Below are 17,208 nucleotides of genomic sequence, written 5' to 3'. Positions count from 1 at the left end.
GACGACTTCTACGCCAGCAAGCTGGGCACCGCGCGCTTCTACTTCGCCCGCATCCTGCCGCGCATCCACTCGCTGACCGCCTCGGTCAAGGCCGGCAGCGAGAGCCTGTACCTGCTGGACGCGGCGCAGTTCTGATCGCCCCAAGCCCGGGCCACAGGCCTGGGCAAACATCGGGTCGCGCCATGCCTGTCGTCGTACGCACTGCGCGCCGATCCGTCACTCAAACTACCAATAAGAACCAGGCAGACCTCACCATGCTGAAGACAAAAATAATTACCCCCGCACAAGGTGCCCACAGTAACCCCTTGCTGATCAAGAGCCTGCTGCTGTCGGGCGTGCGCTACGAAGCCGAGCAGGAGATCGTCTACGCCGACAAGTTGCGTTACAGCTATCGCACCCTCAACGAGCGTATCCGCCGGTTGGCCAATACCCTGACGGCTGCAGGGATCAAGGCCGGCGACACCGTGGCGATACTGGATTGGGACAGCCACCGCTACCTGGAATGCTTCTTCGCCGTGCCGATGATTGGCGCGGTGCTGCATACGGTGAACATCCGTCTGTCGCCGGAGCAGGTGCTCTACACCATGAACCACGCCGAGGATGACCTGGTGCTGGTGCATGATGACTTCCTGCCGCTGCTCGAGCAGATCCAGGGTGAGCTGACCACCGTCAAGGGCTATGTCCAGCTCAGTGACGACGGCGCACGCGCTACCGCACTGCCGGTACTGGGGGAATATGAGCAGCTGCTCTCCCAGGCGGCCGCCACTTACGACTTCCCCGACTTCGACGAGAACTCGGTGGCCACCACCTTCTACACCACCGGCACCACCGGCAACCCGAAAGGCGTGTATTTCACCCACCGCCAGTTGGTGCTGCACACCCTGAATGCAGTCGGCACGCTGGGCGTGTACCAGGGCGCACCGCTGCTACGTTCCGACGATGTCTACATGCCCATCACGCCGATGTTTCATGTGCATGCCTGGGGCGTGCCCTATGTGGCGACCCTGATGGGGATCAAACAGGTCTACCCCGGCCGCTACGAACCCAACAGCCTGGTCAGGCTCTATCGCGAAGAAAAGGTCAGCTTTTCCCACTGCGTACCGACCATCCTGCAGATGATCCTGGGCTGCGCCGAAGCGGCACAGACCGATTTCAGCGGCTGGAAAATGCTTTTGGGCGGCAGCGCCCTGACCCTGGGCGTAGCCGCCCAGGCGGCAGCCAGAGGGATGCTGGTGCACAGCGGCTACGGCATGTCCGAGACCTGCCCGCTGCTCTGCGTCACCTACCTGCGTACGGCGGAACTGCAGCAGCCGATGGACGCGCAGCTGGCCGTACGGATCAAGACCGGGGTGCCGGTGCCAATGGTCGATCTGCGCATCATCGATGCCAGCGGTAATCAGGTGGCTCACGATGGTGTGTCGCAGGGCGAGGTTGTGGTGCGTGCGCCCTGGTTGACCCAGGGCTATCTAAACGAGCCCGAGAAGGGCGCCGAGCTGTGGGAAGATGGCTGGCTGCATACGGGCGACATCGCCTCGATCGACCCCCGCGGCGGGGTGGAAATCAAGGACCGAATCAAGGACGTGATCAAGACCGGTGGCGAGTGGATCAGCTCGCTGGAACTGGAGAACCTGATCAGTGAGCACCCGGCCGTGGCTTCTGTCGCCGTAGTGGGGATTCCCGATGATCAGTGGGGCGAGCGGCCGATGGCCCTGGTGGTTTGTCAGCCGGGCCAGGCAGTCGAGCAGAAGATCATTGAGGTTCACCTGCAGCAGTTTGTCGACAGTGGCCACATCAACAAGTGGGCGATCCCCAAGCAGATCAAGTTCGTGGCGGACATCCCGAAAACCAGCGTCGGCAAGATCAACAAAAAGCTCATCCGCGAAAACGAGTTGGCGCAGGGCGCTCTGAAATAGGCCTACGATAACTCCGGCATGACCTGATGGATTCTCAGGTTGCTCGGCCGTGAGCGGTTGCTTCATCCAGGAACCAGGGCTTGCCCTGGTTCCTGCCAATCGGGGCACGCAGTTTATCGCTTAACGGGGTGCCACCGAGACGGGGGCAAGAACATATTCCGGGCGGAACAACGCCCATAAAAAAGCCGATCCTTATGGGATCGGCTTAATTAGCCTTGGAGGGCTATTACTTGCGGCTGGCTTTTTCCAGCATACGCAGAGCGCGCTCATTGGCTTCGTCAGCAGTTTGCTGAGCCTTCTGAGCAGCTGCCATAGCTTCATCAGCCTTGCGATAGGCTTCATCGGCACGGGCTTGAGCGCGAGCAGCAGCGTCTTCGGTAGCGGTCAGACGTGCTTCAGTTTCTTTGGACATGCTGCTGCAACCGGTAGCCAGAACTGCGGCCAAAGCCAGAGCAGAGAATTTCAGAACGTTGTTCATCGTGTTCCCCTTGAGGTGGAATTTTCCATAAAAGCAATTTCCAAACAGTAGGAAATTAGCCGGCGTACATACTACCCATAACTTTTAGTAAGTAAATGTAGGCGGTGCAAGCGCAGCATGTTTTTTTTCATCTTGGCTAAGGACACGGCGGTAAGTTGTGCCGCTTTGTATGAAAAACATACAGTTTTCGTTGTTTCTGCTGTGTCGCAGAGTTTACTGCTATAAAACGCCGGCCTGCATAGGCCACCTGGGCCGAGTGTTTCATAAGCGCGGCAGCGGCTTCGCGTGCTGTTCGGTCAAGGCGCTCTGTTGCTTCGTTTGTCGCACGCAGGGTGCCAGATAAGCTCTGCGAACGGTCTCTCGAGGCTGGATTCCCAGGGTTTTATTGGGCTATACAATGCCGTTCGCCGGGCCTGAGTGAACGGTATCTCGGCAGGCCCAGGCTTGCGAGGGCAAGCCATGCGCTACGGTTTTTGAAGGCGATCTGACAAGTACAAAAATAACGGAGAATTACACATGCTCGGGAATGCAGGGTTGTTGGCTGGCTTGGCCTTATTGATTTTTATGGCATTGCGCGGGGTGAATATATTCATTGCGGCCTTGCTCTGCGCACTGGTGGTGGCGCTGAGCAATGGCTTGCAGGCGCCAAAGGCGCTACTCGAGTATTTCCCGTTCGGCCCCTTGGGCGCCTTCACCTTTGCCGGCAAGTTCTTCGTGTTGTTTCTTTGCGGCGCCATATTCGGCAAGGTCATGGCCGCAAGCCAGGCGGCCAGCAGTATCGCTCAGGCGATAACGCGCAGTCTCGGCATTAGCCGGACTCTGTGGGTGACCATGCTGGTCTGTGCATTGCTGACCTATGGCGGGGTGGTGGTGTTCGTGGTGATCTTTACCATGTACCCGCTGGGCATCAGCTTGATGCGTGAGGCCAACCTGCCCAAGCGTCTATTCTGCGCGGCCACTGCCTTGGGCGCCGGTACTTTCACCATGACTGCGATGCCGGGCACGCCCTCGATTCACAATGTCATCGCCGCCAGCGCCTTGGGCACCGACCTGTTTGCCGGGGCCTGGATTGGGGTGGCCGCGAGCGTGTTGATGATTGCGCTGGGCATGGCTTATGTTCAGCGTGAATGGCGCCTGGCGCGCGAGCGCGGTGAGGGTTTTGAGGCCAATGCGCAGGATTTGCGCATGGAACAGTTGGCCAGTGCGCCGGGTTCCGGGCCGCACTGGGGTTTGGCTGTGCTGCCTATCCTGGTGGTGCTGGGCATCATCATGCTGCCGCGCTTGTTGCTGTTGAGTGGCGCGATCGCCCCTGAACAAGGCTGGTTGGGTCCGTTGCTGGGCTTCAGTCAACAGCAGCCTATTCTCTGGCCGAGCCTGGCGCTGGTGATCGCCACCGGGGTTGCGGTCATGCTGTTCGCGGGCTTGCGGCGCAATACGCTAGTGTTGCTCGGGCAGGGCGCCGACGATGCGATCATGCCGCTGCTGAACACAGCGGCGGTGATTGGCTTTGGTGGCGTGGTCACCCAGACACCTGGCTTCGCCCAGTTTTCCCAGTGGATTCTGACGGTTGACTTGCCGCCGCTGTTGTCGATTTTTGCCTCGGTCAGCGTGGTTTCCGGGATTGTCGGCTCCTCCTCCGGCGGCTTGCAGATATTCATGCAGACCCTGGCGCCCAAATACCTGGAAATGGGCGTCGAGCCCGAAGTCCTTCACCGTATAGCCACTATTGCCTCGGGCGGGTTTGACTCGCTGCCACACTGCGGAGCAGTGATTGCCATGCTGATGATCATGGGCTTGACCCACAAGCAGGCTTACAAGGATCTTTTCGTCGTGACGGTATTGATTCCGGTGGTCGCGGTGCTGTGCAGCATCGCTTTCTTGAGTGTGTTCTAGGCAGGCGAAGTCAAGAGTGGCCGGCATGCCGGCGTGGGTCTGCGCCTTCGCCTGAACATGCAGTCCGGGGCTGGCGGCAGCGATCAATGCGGGCGATTGCGACTGCAAGTGCGATGATGGCGCAATGCCAAGGTCGCTTCGCCCGAAAAATATCGCTAAGGTGCGGGTATGGTTTGCAGGTTATTTCAGAGGAGTTGCGATGAGCGAGGCGTTGTCCATTCACCATGACCTCAAGGGTCACCAGTTCGAGACCACAGTGGATGGTGATCGTGCGTACCTGGCCTATATGGATCTGGGCAAGCAGACCTTGGATATCTACCGTACCTTCGTGCCGAACTCGTTGCGCGGTCGTGGTATCGCCGCCGCCTTGACCGAGCATGCCTTGCAGTACGCTGAACGCATGGATTACACGGTGATTCCCTCTTGCTCCTACGTCGAACGTTATATGGAGCGTCGCCAGCGCCATAGCGCCAGAGGCTGACCCAAAGGCTTACAAAAACGCCGGGCATTGCCCGGCGTTTTTATGTGTGTGGCGTCTAGCCGCGGTGGCGCTTGGGCAGTACATCCTTGAGTTTGGCGTGCATGCTGCGCAGGGTTTTTTCGGTGCTATCCCAGTCGATGCAGGCATCGGTGACGGATACGCCGTATTTCAACTGGTTGAGGTCTTTCGGTATCGACTGGTTGCCCCAGCCCAGATGGCTCTCGACCATCAGGCCAACGATCGACTGGTTGCCTTCGAGGATCTGGTTGGCAATGTTGTCCATTACCAGGGGTTGTAGCGCCGGATCCTTGTTCGAGTTGGCATGGCTGCAATCGACCATGATGTTCGGACGGATGCCGGCCTTGGTCAGTTCCTGCTCGCAAACGGCAACGCTGACCGAGTCATAGTTCGGCTTGCCGTTGCCGCCGCGCAGCACCACGTGACCGTAGGCATTACCCTTGGTGGTGACGATGGACACGCCACCTTCCTGATTGATGCCGAGGAAGCGGTGCGGGCTGGAAACCGATTGCAGCGCGTTGATCGCCACGGTCAGGCCGCCGTCGGTGCCGTTCTTGAAGCCAACCGCCGAGGACAGGCCAGAGGCCATTTCGCGGTGGGTTTGCGATTCAGTGGTGCGTGCGCCGATGGCCGACCAGCTGATCAGATCCTGCAAATATTGCGGTGAGATCGGATCGAGTGCCTCGGTAGCGGTCGGCAGGCCCATTTCCGCCAGGTCGAGCAGCAACTGGCGGCCGATGTGCAAGCCGTCCTGAATCTTGAATGAGTCGTCCAGGTAGGGGTCGTTGATCAGTCCTTTCCAACCCACCGTGGTGCGCGGCTTTTCAAAGTACACGCGCATCACCAGATACAGGCTGTCCGACACTTCTGCTGCAAGCGCCTTGAGGCGTTCGGCGTATTCGTGGGCGGCTTTGATGTCGTGAATCGAGCAGGGGCCGACTACCACGAACAAGCGATGGTCTTTACCATCGAGGATGTCGCGAATCACCTGGCGGCCAGTGGCGACAGTGTGCAGCGCGGCATCGCTCAGCGGAATTTCGCGCTTTAACTGATCGGGCGTGATCAGGGTTTCGTTGGAGGCAACGTTAAGGTCATTGATCGGTAAGTCAGCCATCGTGCTTTTCATCAGGTCAGGGTCGTCAGGTCACGGGTGCCGGCCGCCAGCGATCCCCGTGTGGCGGAGCACAGCATTTATGAGCACAGCGGGGATGCAGAACCTTAGCGCGTTACGGGCGGGCTAGACAATGGGTCTAAGGTCGTTAACCGGAACGAAGCAGGGATTACAGGCTTGCGTTGGAGAACTCGGCGGCGTGATGGGCGATCCATTCCTGGGCGATGCCCTCGATCGCCAGATGTTCGCCCAGCTCCAGTTCACGTTGCTGGCGGTAATGTTCGATCTGACAGACCTGTTCGACCATGCGTGCGCGAAATAGCGTGTCTTCGTCGATAAAGGCGATGCCCACCAGGTAATCGTTGGGCTGTTTGCGGCACCAGGCTACTACCCCGGGGTAGCGTGCCTGCTCGCCAAGCAGCGGAATGCGCAGCTCTACCGCAGTGCCACGGCGAAAACCGCATCTGCAGTTGCACGCCACTCCGCCGAGGCTGATATTGTTCAGCCGTTGTTTGGGGATAAAGGTTTGTTTGCGGAGCACCAACTCCACTGGCATATCGCTGGGGTGACGCAGAAAACGGCGCATGGCAACCGACTCCCTCTGCCAACAATTTGACATCGTTTTAATCAGTATAGTGACTGAACTGTAACTGACTGACTTTAATGCGGATCGCTGCTAAGAAGGCGCCCGCCCAGGTCGTTGTCTCCCGCCCACATCAAGCTGTCTCGCATGGCGGCCGATCAATACAGACACCGAGGTGAGCATGAGCAAGGGAATGGGCGACAAGCTGGTGTTGGCGATTTCCTCGCGGGCGCTGTTCGACCTGCGCGAGAGTCACCGCGTGTATGAGGGGGAGGGGGTTGAGGCCTATCGTCGCTATCAGATCGAACATGAGGACGAAATCCTCATGCCCGGTGACGCTTTCCCTCTGGTCGAGAAGCTGCTGGGGTTGAACAGCGCATTGGGTCAGGCGCGGGTCGAAGTTATTCTGGTGTCGCGCAACAGCGCCGATACCGGGTTGCGTGCGTTCAATTCGATCCAGCACTACGGCCTGGGCATCTCGCGCGCGGCCTTTGTCGGCGGTCGCAGCCCCGATCCCTATCTGGCGGCATTCGGCTGCCATCTGTTTCTCTCGACTCACGCCGAAGATGTACGCAGTGCGCTGCGCTCGGGGTTTGGCGCGGCCACCATTCTCTCCGGTGGGGCGCGGCGGGCCGCGAGCAATGAGCTGCGCATCGCTTTCGACGGCGATGCCGTGCTGTTTTCCGACGAGTCCGAGCGGGTCTATCAGCAGGGCGGCCTGGAAGCCTTCCAGAGCCACGAACGTGAGTCGGCTCGCGAGTTGCTTGGCGGTGGACCCTTCAAGCCCTTCCTGGCGGCGCTGCACCTCCTGCAGCAGGAGTTTCCCGAGGAGGCCTGCCCGATTCGCACGGCCCTGGTCACTGCCCGCTCGGCGCCGGCCCATGAGCGGGTGATCCGCACCTTGCGCGAGTGGAATATTCGCCTGGATGAGTCGTTCTTTCTGGGCGGACTGGAGAAGGCGGCAATTCTCGAAACCTTTGGTGCCGACGTCTTCTTCGACGACCAGGCGGGGCACTGCGAGAAAGCCCGCGAGGTCGTTGCCACCGGGCATGTACCGCATGGCGTGAGTAACGAGCCGCAACGCTAGCAGTCTGGCATTTTTCGCGTTGTCTGGCTGCGCAGGCCTGAATACGGCGGCCGCACCCAGCGGCATCCAGGCCCTGTGCATATAATCATTCGTCCTGAATGACTGCAGTTTTGTTGACTTGCAGATGGCACTGCTAAGCTCAAGTTAGGCCTGCCAGCTAGGCAGTCGAGGAGACCGCATGATTCGCTCGATTCTCTATGCTACCGATCTGGGTCTTTATGCCCCCTATGTCTTGCAGCATGCCCTGGCGCTGACCCGTGCGTTCAATGCCAGCCTGTATGTCGTGCATGCGGTGGAGCCAATGGGCTTGTTTGCCGAGTCGGTGCTGCAAACCTATCTGGATGAAGAGCGTCTCAAGGAGCTGCGCAGCAAAGGCCTGAGTACGGTTATGGCGAGTATCGAGCAACGGGTCCTGGAGGGATTTCGTGATGAGCTTGGCGAGTCCCAGCATGAACTCGAGGTGATCCGTGCGGTGCAGGTGGTGCAGGGTGATCCGCCCCTGGTGATTCTCGAGGAGGCGCAGAAACGTGGGGTGGATTTGCTGGTCGTCGGCAGTCATAGCCATGGCGCCGGCCTGGATATCCCGTTGGGGCGCACGGCCGCGCGCCTGGTGCAGTTGTCCGAAGTTCCGGTGTACCTGGTGCCGATGCTGCAGCACCGAGCCCGTGGGGAGGCCTGAGGGCTTTTTTAATATTTCAAAGAATAATCGGCACGACCAAATAAAATCATCTAGATTTAATAGTTAAACAATATATATGGTTATATGACGCCGCCGGCCACTGGACGGCTGCTTATTCTGCTTTGAGGGATTTTTATGAAGCTCCAGCAATTGCGCTACATCTGGGAAGTTGCGCATCACGACCTCAACGTTTCGGCTACCGCGCAAAGCCTCTATACCTCGCAGCCGGGCATCAGCAAGCAGATCCGTTTACTCGAAGACGAATTGGGCGTGGAGGTCTTCGCTCGCAGCGGCAAGCACCTGACCCGGGTTACCCCGGCGGGCGAGCGGATCATCACCACAGCCGGAGAAATCCTGCGCAAGGTCGAAAGCATCAAACAGATCGCCCAGGAATTCTCCAACGAGAAAAAGGGCACCTTGTCCATTGCCACTACCCACACCCAGGCGCGCTATGCCTTGCCGCCGGTGATCAGTGCATTCATCAAGCAATACCCGGACGTTGCCCTGCACATGCATCAGGGCACACCGATGCAGATCGCCGAAATGGCCGCCGATGGCACTGTGGATTTCGCCATCGCCACCGAGGGGCTGGAGTTGTTCAATGATCTGGTGATGATGCCGTGCTACCGCTGGAACCGCTGCGTGGTAGTGCCTCAGGGACACCCGTTGAGCAAGCTGCCGAAGCTGACGCTGGAAGCTCTGGCGGAACACTCGATCGTTACTTATGTCTTCGGCTTCACTGGCCGTTCCAAGCTGGACGAGGCCTTCAGTCATCGCGGCCTGACGCCCAAGGTGGTCTTCACTGCGGCCGACGCCGACGTGATCAAAACCTATGTGCGCCTGGGCCTGGGAGTGGGCATCGTGGCCAAGATGGCGGTGGACGCCACCCTCGATCCCGATCTGGTGGTGCTCGATGCCAGCGACCTGTTCGAGTCCAGTGTGACCAAGATAGGCTTTCGCCGCGGCACTTTCCTGCGTGGATTCATGTGCGATTTCATCGAAAAATTTGCCCCGCACCTGACCCGCGATGTGCTGGCCAAGGCGGTGCAGTGTCACAACAAGTCCGAGCTGGAAGAGCTGTTCCACGATGTCGAGTTGCCGACTTATTGAGTGACTTGCGAGCATGAAACACCCGGCCAAGTGCCGGGTGTTTCATGCTCGAGGATGTCAGCTCTTCGCGATCAGGTTGCCGGCGTGCAAGCCGCACTCCTTCTGCGTGGCTTCCTCCCACCACCAGCGGCCTTCGCGCTCGTGCTGATTGGGCAGTACCGGGCGGGTGCACGGCTCGCAGCCGATGCTGATGAAGCCGCGCTCATGCAGGCTGTTGTAGGGGATTTCCAGCATGCGGATATAGGCCCAGATGTCTTCGCTGCTCATCTGCGCCAGCGGGTTGAACTTGTACAGGGTGTTTTCCGGGGTGGAGAAGGCCGTGTCGATTTCCACCACCGCGACCTGGCTGCGGGTGCCGGGGCTCTGATCGCGGCGCTGGCCGGTGGCCCAGGCCTTGACCGTGGCCAGCTTGCGCCGCAGCGGGGCGGTCTTGCGAATACCGCAGCATTCGCTGTGGCCGTCCTTGTAGAAGCTGAACAAACCTTTTTCCTTGACCAGTGCCTCTAGCGCCGTCGCGTCGGGGGCGAGTACGTCGATGGCGATGCCGTAGTGCTCGCGCACCTGCTCGATGAAGCGGTAGGTCTCCGGGTGCAGGCGGCCGGTATCGAGGCTGAAGACCTTGACGTTTTTATTCAGCTTCCAGGCCATGTCCACCAGCACCACATCCTCGGCGCCGCTGAAGGAGAGCCACAGTTCATCGCCAAAGTGCTCGAAGGCAAGTTTGAGAATGTCCTGGGGCGACTTGCTGGCGTAGGTTACGGCCAGTTCGGCTACATCGAATGGGTGGCTCATCGGGCTGGATTCCTGGTTGAGGTGGCGCTGAGAGGGGCCGCCCCAGGCTGCGACGCCTGGCTTGTGGGCGCCCTCGGACGCTCTGTGCGCCGATGGTAGCAAAAAGGTGTTATATCGCTAAATAACCAAGTACAAGGGAGACCATCCTGTTTGGGTATAAGCCTTGCGTTGCGCCGCCTCCGGCGAGCCGCTAGAGTGCCGCCTTCTTTCAAGCCCAATCTAGGAGTGTCCCGTGGAAATCGCTTGTCTCGACCTGGAAGGTGTTCTGGTCCCGGAGATCTGGATCGCCTTCGCGGAAAAAACCGGCATCGAATCGCTGAAAGCGACCACCCGGGATATTCCGGATTACGACGTGCTGATGCAGCAGCGCCTGCGCATTCTCGATGAGCATGGCCTGAAGCTGAACGACATCCAGCAAGTCATCGCCACCCTCAAGCCGCTGGACGGCGCGGTGGAGTTCGTCGACTGGCTGCGTGAGCGCTTTCAGGTGGTGATTCTCTCGGACACCTTCTACGAGTTCTCCCAGCCGCTGATGCGTCAGCTGGGTTTCCCGACGCTGCTGTGCCACAAGCTGGTCACCGACGAAAATGATCGGGTGGTGAGCTACCAGCTGCGCCAGAAGGATCCCAAGCGGCAGTCGGTGATTGCGCTCAAGAGTCTCTACTACCGGGTGCTCGCCGCAGGCGACTCGTACAACGACACCAGCATGCTCAGCGAGGCCCATGCGGGCATCCTGTTCCATGCGCCGGAAAACGTGATTCGCGAGTTTCCGCAGTTCCCGGCCGTGCACACCTATGAAGACCTCAAGCGCGAGTTCATCAAGGCATCCAATCGCGACCTGAGCCTGTAACCGCAGCGGCGAGTCTGCAAGAGTCGGGCGAAGGCGTTTGACGGTTGTCACGTCGTTCCGAGACTCGCTTGCGGCTTGCCGCTACATCCCCTCCAGCGTTTCCAGCAAGACCTTCACCTTGGTGATGGACTCCTGGTATTCCGCCTGCCAGTCGGAGTCGGCGACTATGCCGCCGCCGCCCCAGCAACTGATCTGCCCGTCCTTGGCCAGCAGGCTGCGGATGGCAATCGAGCTGTCCAGCTCGCCACGCACGTCCAGATACAGCAACGAGCCGCAATAGAGTGCGCGGCGTGTGGGCTCCAGTTCGTCGATGATCTGCATGGCGCGGATTTTCGGCGCGCCGGTAATCGAGCCGCCGGGGAAGCTGCCGGCGATGAGATCCAGGGCATCTTTGCCTGGTGCCAGTTCGCCCGTCACCGCGCTGACCAGGTGGTGCACGTTGGGATAGCTCTCCAGGGCGAACAGTTCCGGCACGTGCACCGAACCGATCGCGCAACTGCGGCCGAGATCGTTGCGCAGCAGATCGACGATCATCAGGTTCTCGGCACGATCCTTCAGGCTGGCCAGGAGCATTGCGGCTTGCGCGGCATCCTGCTCGGGGTCGCTGTGGCGTGGGCGTGTGCCCTTGATCGGACGGGTCTCTACATGACCTTCGCTGACGCGCAGGAAGCGCTCGGGCGACAGGCTGATGATTGCGCCGTTATCCGCCAGGGTCAGGTAGCCGGCGAAGGGGGTGGGGCAGGCGGCACGCAAGGCGCGATAAGCCGTCCAGGGATCGCCCTGGTAGTGGCTGCGAAAGCGTTGGGCAAAATTCACCTGGTAACAGTCGCCGGCCTGGATGTAGGCCTGGATGCGTTCGATGGCATGGCAATACTCGCGCTCATCGATATCAGCCTTGAATGCCCCGGTCAGCCTGAAGGGCGTCGGCGTCGGCGTTTGTGGCATATCGAACAGCTCGATCAAGCCTTGTCGTTGTTCATTGCTCAGGGTTGGATGAAACATCAGCTGGCTGGTGCCCAGATGATGGTCGGTGATCAGGGCCCAGGCATACAGGCCAAGCTGCGCATCGGCCAAGCCCAGGTCGTCGCGTGCCTGTTCGGGCATGGTTTCCAGGCGCCGGCCGAAGTCGTAGCCCAGGTAGCCAATCAAGCCGCCGACGAAGGGCAGTGGGCAGTCGTCAGGTGCTTTGGCCTCGCCCAGCGCCGCCAGACTGGCGCGCAGGCGCTGGAGGAAGTCATTGGCCGGTTCGTCAGGTGTCGGGATCAGCTCGGCCGTTGGCCAGGCACTGATCAGGTCATAGCGTCCACGCTCGGCGGCCGGACGGCCGGCATCCAGCAGCACCGCTCCTGGAGCGTGACAGACGACACTGAAGTAGATGGCCGGGTCGGCACGATAGGGCAGGGCGTGTACAAGGCAAGTAGGCATGCGAGGCTTTCAGAGGCGCGCGGCAGGCGATTGTAGAACGCCGGTCAGATTCATCCTAGCGCTTCTGTCTGGGCGCGGTGCGCAGACGAGTTGCCAAGGTCCTGTTCATCATGGGCCGGCACTGCAGTTGGAGCGACATGCTCGTGGCGGAGGGCGACGGTGTCTGCGGCACTGAGTCCAATGCATAAACCGGCTACAAAAATGCCGCGCACTTCGCTCGAGTGGGCGGCATTTCGGATCGTTTTCGGGCTTTATTGCTGCGGGCTGTCTGGTTTAGCGTCCGTGGCATGAAAGCCCTGCAGGTTGTTGCTTCAGATCTCTGCTTTGGGGACGTGGCCAAACAGCTCCTGAGCGAAGCGCACGCGTTCCTCCGGCGTCTCGGTGATGCCTTTCTTCGCCAGTTCGGCCAGGCGCGCTTCCACGGCATGAGTGCGGTGGGTGAGGCCACAGTCGTTGGCGATCTGGATGTTCAGGCCTGGGCGCGCGTTGAGCTCGAGAATCAGCGGACCTTTCTCCTGGTCGAGGACCATGTCCACGCCGATATAGCCAAGGCCGCACAGTTCATAGCAACCGGCGGCCAGCTTCATGAAACCATTCCAGTTGGGCAGCTGTACGCCGTCTACCGAATTGGTGGTGTCCGGGTGCTTGCTGATCTTGTTGTTCAGCCAGGTGCCGCGCAGGGTCACCCCGGTCGCCAGATCCACACCCACACCGATCGCGCCCTGGTGCAGGTTGGCCTTGCCGCCGGACTGGCGGGTCGGCAAGCGCAGCATGGCCATCACCGGGTAGCCCATCAGCACGATGATGCGGATATCCGGTACACCTTCGTAGCTGATGCTCTTGAAGATGGGGTCAGGGGTGACGCGGTATTCGATCAGTGCGCGGTCACGGTGACCACCCAGCGAGTACAGGCCGGTGAGGATGCTGGAGATCTGATGTTCGATTTCTTCATGGCTGATGATCTTGCCGGAAACCGTTCGATAGCGGTCCTCGAAACGGTCGGCAATGACCAGGATACCGTCACCGCCAGCGCCTTGCGCTGGCTTGACCACGAAGTCCGGCCGCTCGCCAATGATCTCGCGCAGCTTGTCGATGCCTTTTTCGGTCTCGATCACTCCATACATTTCCGGCACATCGATGCCGGCTGCGATGGCGCGTTCCTTGGTGATGATCTTGTCATCGACGATCGGATAGAGATTGCGCTTGTTGTACTTCAGCACGTAGTCCGCATTGCGACGGTTGATGCCCATGATGCCTTTGGCTTCAAGGGCCTTCCATGTTTTCCAGAGACCTAGCATGGCTCAATCCTTCAGGAAGGCTTTGAAGCGGAAAAGTTCGGTCAGGCGGTAGCCGCGGTAGCGGCCCATCGCCAGCATGAAACCCACCAGGATCATCAACACGGCCGGGAAGGTGAAGACGAAGTAGGTCAGCTGCGGCACGCTCATCAACAGGTGAGACAGGGTCGCGGCTACCAGGGTGCCAATGGCGACCTTGAAGGCATGACCACCACCACGTTCTTCCCAGGTGATCGACAGGCGCTCGATGGTCATGGTCAGGATCACCATCGGGAACAGTGCCACCGAGAGGCCGCGCTCGAGGCCGAGCTTATGGCTGAACAGGCTGATTGCGGCGATCAGTACCACCACGAAGGTCAGGACCACCGACAGCCTGGGCAGCATCTGCAGTTTCAGGTGTTCGAGGTAGGAGCGCAGTGACAGGCCCAGGGCAGTAATGATGGTGAACAGGATGATGCCGAAGCCCAGTTGGGTTTCACGGAAGGCCAGGGCGATCAGCACTGGCGTGAAGGTGCCCAGGGTCTGCAGGCCACCGAGGTTGCGCAGGATCAGGATCACCAGCACGCCGATCGGGATCACCAGCATGATCTGGAAGGTCTGTTGGGTGGAGAGCGGCAGGCCGTACATCGAGTACTCGAGGAAGTCGGCGTCAGTGTTCTCGTCGGTCAATTTGGCCAGGCGGATGGCATTCATCTCGCTGTTGCTCAGGGTGAAGCTGACTTGCGCTTGCTTGCCGCCTTCGAGCTTGATCAGGTTGTCATCGCCGATCCACCAGACCAGGCGGTCGGATGGCAAGCCTTGTTGACCGGTCTCCGGGTTGAAGTAGAGCCATTTTTCACCGTTGAAGCTGCGCAGCCACAGTTCAGGGCTTTGCTGAATCTCGGCCGCCAGGCGGATGGTGTGCACGCGCTCCATCGGCACATGGGCGATGGACAGCAGCAGTTCGATGGCGTCGGCTTTGTTCGGTGTCGAGGCGTCGCCGGCCAGCAGCAGTTTGACGTTGTCGTCGCTGACGTTGTTGACCCGTTTGATGGTCTCGCTGATGAAGGTCTCGACGTCCGCCGAGTGTTGGCGGATCGGTGCGAGCAGGGCTTCGGCGGCAATTTTCTCGGCACCTTCCACTGGGATGCTGTCGCGGAAGATCGGTCCCTCGCTCTTGGCTTGTTCGCCGCTATAGCGTTTGGTCAATACCAGGCGGTAATAGAGGGTTTGCTTGCCGCTGGCGCGCCGGGCAGACCAGGTAACCTTGCGATTGCCATCGGCGCGGTTGATGCTCACCCCATAATTATTGGAGATGAAGCTCTCGTTGAGGCTGACGTAATCCTGGTTCAGTGGTGGCACGAACATCTGCAGCTTGACCGGCTCACGTGGGCTGGCCTGGAACTCGACTCTGGCGTCGATGTTCCACAGGTCATCGGTTTCATCTTCGGTCAACGGAATGCCGAGGATGAAGATCTGGTAGGCCGTAATCAGAATGCCCAGGCCCACCAATAGCGTGATCAGGACTTTCAGATGCAGGTTAAGAGAGCGCATGGGCATTACTCATTAGGGGTGGCGCCAAGGTTTGCGTCAGGGGGACAGCCAGGTTTCCCTGCTGCGTATTTAAGACTTGGGTCGACCAGTGCGCTGAAGCGTTTTAGCGCTTCGGAGCCGATCAATAGCGGGTATTGGAATGCACTACGGTCGGTCAAGTTCACTTCGATCGTGCGCAGGGCTTGGCCCATACAGATATCCAATTCGATTACCGGGCGTGCGGTATAGGTTTTTTCTGCCTCGGGATCATAGTCGCCTGCGCGCCGTTTGATTTTACTGATCCGTGCCAGCGGGCGCTCTATCGGGTGGGCATGGGCATCGTCGATCGCCAGGTAGAAGCGCACCCAGGGTTCGCCCTCGCGTTTGAAGCGCTGGATGTCACGCGCGCTCAAGGACGCTGTTTTGGCGCCGGTATCCAGTTTGGCCGGCACTTGCAGACCGAGGTTGAACAGCATTGCGTATTCATTCAGGCCATATACGGCCTTCTCTGTGGCGGCTAGACCCAGGCCAGGCAGTGATAGCAGGCAGAACAGCAGGGCGAAGGGCTTGAGTCTCATAAGTCCTATTAGGTATAGCGCGGTCGTCGGATAACAGGACCGGCGGGCGAGGCGGCATGGCCACTGCGCCTGGTTTGAACTCTAGCGGGCATGGCAGCAAAGCTAGGCCAGGCGCAAGTGGGCGGCATTCTATCACGGGGGTTTTGCTGCTGCGACAGACGCTTATAGGCGTTTATGCAAGAAAAGCGGGCAGATCAGAACTTTTTGTTCTTCGGTAGATTGTCGACAGTATAGGTTGATTGTTTGACAGGAATGCCGTTGTAGGGTAATTTTTTGGCAAATCTAACAGGTAGTGTCGACAATATGCCCGATGCCATTGAGTTGCCCCGTATCGTTCAGGATGATTCGGAAACGTTGTCCGAGCATGTTTTTCGCCGCATTCAGGCTGCCATCGTCAAAGGCGAGATCGCACCAGGCAGCAAGATTTCCGAGCCGGAGCTTGCGCGTACCTATGGCATCAGTCGCGGGCCGCTGCGCGAGGCGATTCACCGCCTGGAAGGTCAGCGTCTGTTAGTGCGCATCCCCCATGTGGGCGCACGGGTGGTGTCGCTCGATCACGCCGAGCTGATCGAGCTCTATGAGATCCGCGAGTCGCTGGAGGGCATGGCCTGCCGCCTGGCCGCCGAGCGCATGAGCCAGGCGGAAATCGATGACCTGCGCCGGGTGCTCGATCTGCATGAGCAGGATGCGGCCTTCAAGGCGGGCGTCGGCTACTACCAGCAGGAAGGCGATTTCGATTTCCACTATCGGATCATTCAGGGCAGCGGCAACCGCACCCTGGTGCAGATGCTCTGCGGTGAGCTGTATCAACTGGTGCGCATGTACCGCCTGCAGTTCTCTGCCACACCGAACCGCCCTCGTCAGGCGTTCGCCGAACACCATCGCATTCTCGACGCCATCGCCGAGCGCGATGGCGAACTCGCAGAGTTGCTGATGCGCCGTCACATCGGCGCATCCAAACGTAATATCGAGCGCCACTACACCATGAACATGGGGCAGGGCGCGCCAACCAAGACAGCCAAACCCCGAGGTGAGTCATGAGTCAGCTTTCCAGCCAGAGCAGTCCCGGCCAGCGTTTTCGCGATGCCGTTGACGCAGAACATCCCCTGCAGGTCGTCGGCGCGATCAACGCCAACCACGCCTTGCTGGCCCAGCGCGCCGGGTTCAAGGCGATCTACCTGTCCGGCGGCGGCGTGGCGGCGGGCTCCCTCGGTCTGCCGGACCTGGGCATCACCGGGCTGGATGACGTACTCACCGACGTGCGCCGCATCACCGACGTCTGCGACCTGCCGCTGTTGGTGGATGTCGACACCGGCTTCGGCTCTTCGGCCTTCAACGTGGCGCGTACCGTCAAGTCGATGATCAAGTTCGGCGCCGCGGCGATTCACATCGAGGACCAGGTC

At 59.9% G+C, this 17,208-nt stretch carries 18 protein-coding genes; 10 read left to right on the top strand and 8 right to left on the bottom strand.

Annotation, left to right across the window (positions count from 1 at the left end; all coding sequences use genetic code 11):
- Positions 1-135: acyl-CoA dehydrogenase C-terminal domain-containing protein (locus G9C89_RS24365; protein WP_172152123.1), on the top strand; the 135-nt coding region annotated here is incomplete at its 5' end.
- Positions 136-254: 119 nt separating this feature from the next.
- The gene (locus tag G9C89_RS24360) at positions 255-1,913 is read left to right on the top strand and encodes a fatty acid--CoA ligase (RefSeq protein ID WP_172153226.1); all 1,659 of its coding nucleotides are present in this window, start codon (positions 255-257) and stop codon (positions 1,911-1,913) included.
- Positions 1,914-2,139: 226 nt separating this feature from the next.
- Here the strand turns inward: G9C89_RS24360 and oprI are convergent, their stop codons facing one another.
- Positions 2,140-2,391 (bottom strand): outer membrane lipoprotei OprI, encoded by a 252-nt coding sequence (gene oprI, locus G9C89_RS24355; protein ID WP_037003984.1) that lies wholly within the window; start codon positions 2,389-2,391, stop codon positions 2,140-2,142.
- A 516-nt stretch (positions 2,392-2,907) separates the two neighbouring features.
- Between oprI and G9C89_RS24350 the strand changes: the two genes are divergently transcribed.
- Positions 2,908-4,284 (top strand): GntP family permease, encoded by a 1,377-nt coding sequence (locus G9C89_RS24350; RefSeq protein WP_172153224.1) that lies wholly within the window; start codon positions 2,908-2,910, stop codon positions 4,282-4,284.
- A 199-nt stretch (positions 4,285-4,483) separates the two neighbouring features.
- A complete protein-coding gene (locus tag G9C89_RS24345; protein ID WP_172153222.1) occupies positions 4,484-4,765 on the top strand; it encodes a GNAT family N-acetyltransferase in 282 nt (93 codons plus the stop codon).
- 55 nt (positions 4,766-4,820) lie between these two features.
- Here the strand turns inward: G9C89_RS24345 and G9C89_RS24340 are convergent, their stop codons facing one another.
- Together G9C89_RS24340 and G9C89_RS24335 are read right to left on the bottom strand one after the other, a co-directional pair.
- A complete protein-coding gene (locus tag G9C89_RS24340; RefSeq protein WP_172153220.1) occupies positions 4,821-5,897 on the bottom strand; it encodes a 3-deoxy-7-phosphoheptulonate synthase in 1,077 nt (358 codons plus the stop codon).
- Between the two features lie 166 nt (positions 5,898-6,063).
- Positions 6,064-6,480, bottom strand: coding sequence for a PilZ domain-containing protein (locus G9C89_RS24335; protein ID WP_172153218.1), 417 nt, complete (start codon positions 6,478-6,480; stop codon positions 6,064-6,066).
- A gap of 178 nt (positions 6,481-6,658) precedes the next feature.
- On the opposite strand from G9C89_RS24335, the gene G9C89_RS24330 reads away from it, so the two are divergent.
- The 3 genes from G9C89_RS24330 (at position 6,659) to cysB (ending at position 9,353) form a co-directional block, all read left to right on the top strand.
- Positions 6,659-7,564, top strand: coding sequence for a 5'-nucleotidase (locus G9C89_RS24330; RefSeq protein WP_172153216.1), 906 nt, complete (start codon positions 6,659-6,661; stop codon positions 7,562-7,564).
- A gap of 178 nt (positions 7,565-7,742) precedes the next feature.
- Positions 7,743-8,243 (top strand): universal stress protein, encoded by a 501-nt coding sequence (locus G9C89_RS24325; RefSeq protein ID WP_172153214.1) that lies wholly within the window; start codon positions 7,743-7,745, stop codon positions 8,241-8,243.
- A 135-nt stretch (positions 8,244-8,378) separates the two neighbouring features.
- The gene (cysB, locus tag G9C89_RS24320; RefSeq protein ID WP_172153212.1) at positions 8,379-9,353 is read left to right on the top strand and encodes an HTH-type transcriptional regulator CysB; all 975 of its coding nucleotides are present in this window, start codon (positions 8,379-8,381) and stop codon (positions 9,351-9,353) included.
- Positions 9,354-9,410: 57 nt separating this feature from the next.
- On the opposite strand, the gene G9C89_RS24315 is transcribed toward cysB, so the two are convergent.
- Positions 9,411-10,145: a phosphoadenylyl-sulfate reductase gene (locus tag G9C89_RS24315; protein WP_172153202.1), complete on the bottom strand. Its 735-nt coding sequence runs from the start codon at positions 10,143-10,145 to the stop codon at positions 9,411-9,413.
- A gap of 232 nt (positions 10,146-10,377) precedes the next feature.
- Between G9C89_RS24315 and thrH the strand changes: the two genes are divergently transcribed.
- Positions 10,378-10,995 (top strand): bifunctional phosphoserine phosphatase/homoserine phosphotransferase ThrH, encoded by a 618-nt coding sequence (gene thrH, locus G9C89_RS24310; protein ID WP_172153200.1) that lies wholly within the window; start codon positions 10,378-10,380, stop codon positions 10,993-10,995.
- Positions 10,996-11,076: 81 nt separating this feature from the next.
- On the opposite strand, the gene pabB is transcribed toward thrH, so the two are convergent.
- From pabB to rloA, 4 genes are all read right to left on the bottom strand, one after another.
- Positions 11,077-12,420: an aminodeoxychorismate synthase component I gene (pabB, locus tag G9C89_RS24305; protein WP_172153198.1), complete on the bottom strand. Its 1,344-nt coding sequence runs from the start codon at positions 12,418-12,420 to the stop codon at positions 11,077-11,079.
- Positions 12,421-12,731: 311 nt separating this feature from the next.
- Positions 12,732-13,718: an alpha-L-glutamate ligase-like protein gene (locus G9C89_RS24300; RefSeq protein WP_172153196.1), complete on the bottom strand. Its 987-nt coding sequence runs from the start codon at positions 13,716-13,718 to the stop codon at positions 12,732-12,734.
- Between the two features lie 3 nt (positions 13,719-13,721).
- Positions 13,722-15,248, bottom strand: coding sequence for an osmotic stress tolerance membrane protein RloB (rloB, locus tag G9C89_RS24295; RefSeq protein ID WP_172153194.1), 1,527 nt, complete (start codon positions 15,246-15,248; stop codon positions 13,722-13,724).
- Between the two features lie 5 nt (positions 15,249-15,253).
- Positions 15,254-15,805 (bottom strand): retropepsin-like aspartic peptidase RloA, encoded by a 552-nt coding sequence (rloA, locus tag G9C89_RS24290; protein WP_172153192.1) that lies wholly within the window; start codon positions 15,803-15,805, stop codon positions 15,254-15,256.
- Positions 15,806-16,108: 303 nt separating this feature from the next.
- On the opposite strand from rloA, the gene G9C89_RS24285 reads away from it, so the two are divergent.
- Both G9C89_RS24285 and G9C89_RS24280 read left to right on the top strand, forming a co-directional pair.
- Positions 16,109-16,846 (top strand): GntR family transcriptional regulator, encoded by a 738-nt coding sequence (locus G9C89_RS24285; protein ID WP_172153190.1) that lies wholly within the window; start codon positions 16,109-16,111, stop codon positions 16,844-16,846.
- Positions 16,843-17,208: isocitrate lyase/phosphoenolpyruvate mutase family protein (locus G9C89_RS24280; RefSeq protein ID WP_172153188.1), on the top strand; the 366-nt coding region annotated here is incomplete at its 3' end. The genes G9C89_RS24285 and G9C89_RS24280, both read left to right, overlap by 4 nt.

The organism is Pseudomonas tumuqii, assembly GCF_013184545.1.
GTDB lineage: Bacteria > Pseudomonadota > Gammaproteobacteria > Pseudomonadales > Pseudomonadaceae > Aquipseudomonas > Aquipseudomonas tumuqii.
Note: the sequence above shows the minus strand (reverse complement) of the source record. Positions and strands in the feature narration are given on the sequence as shown.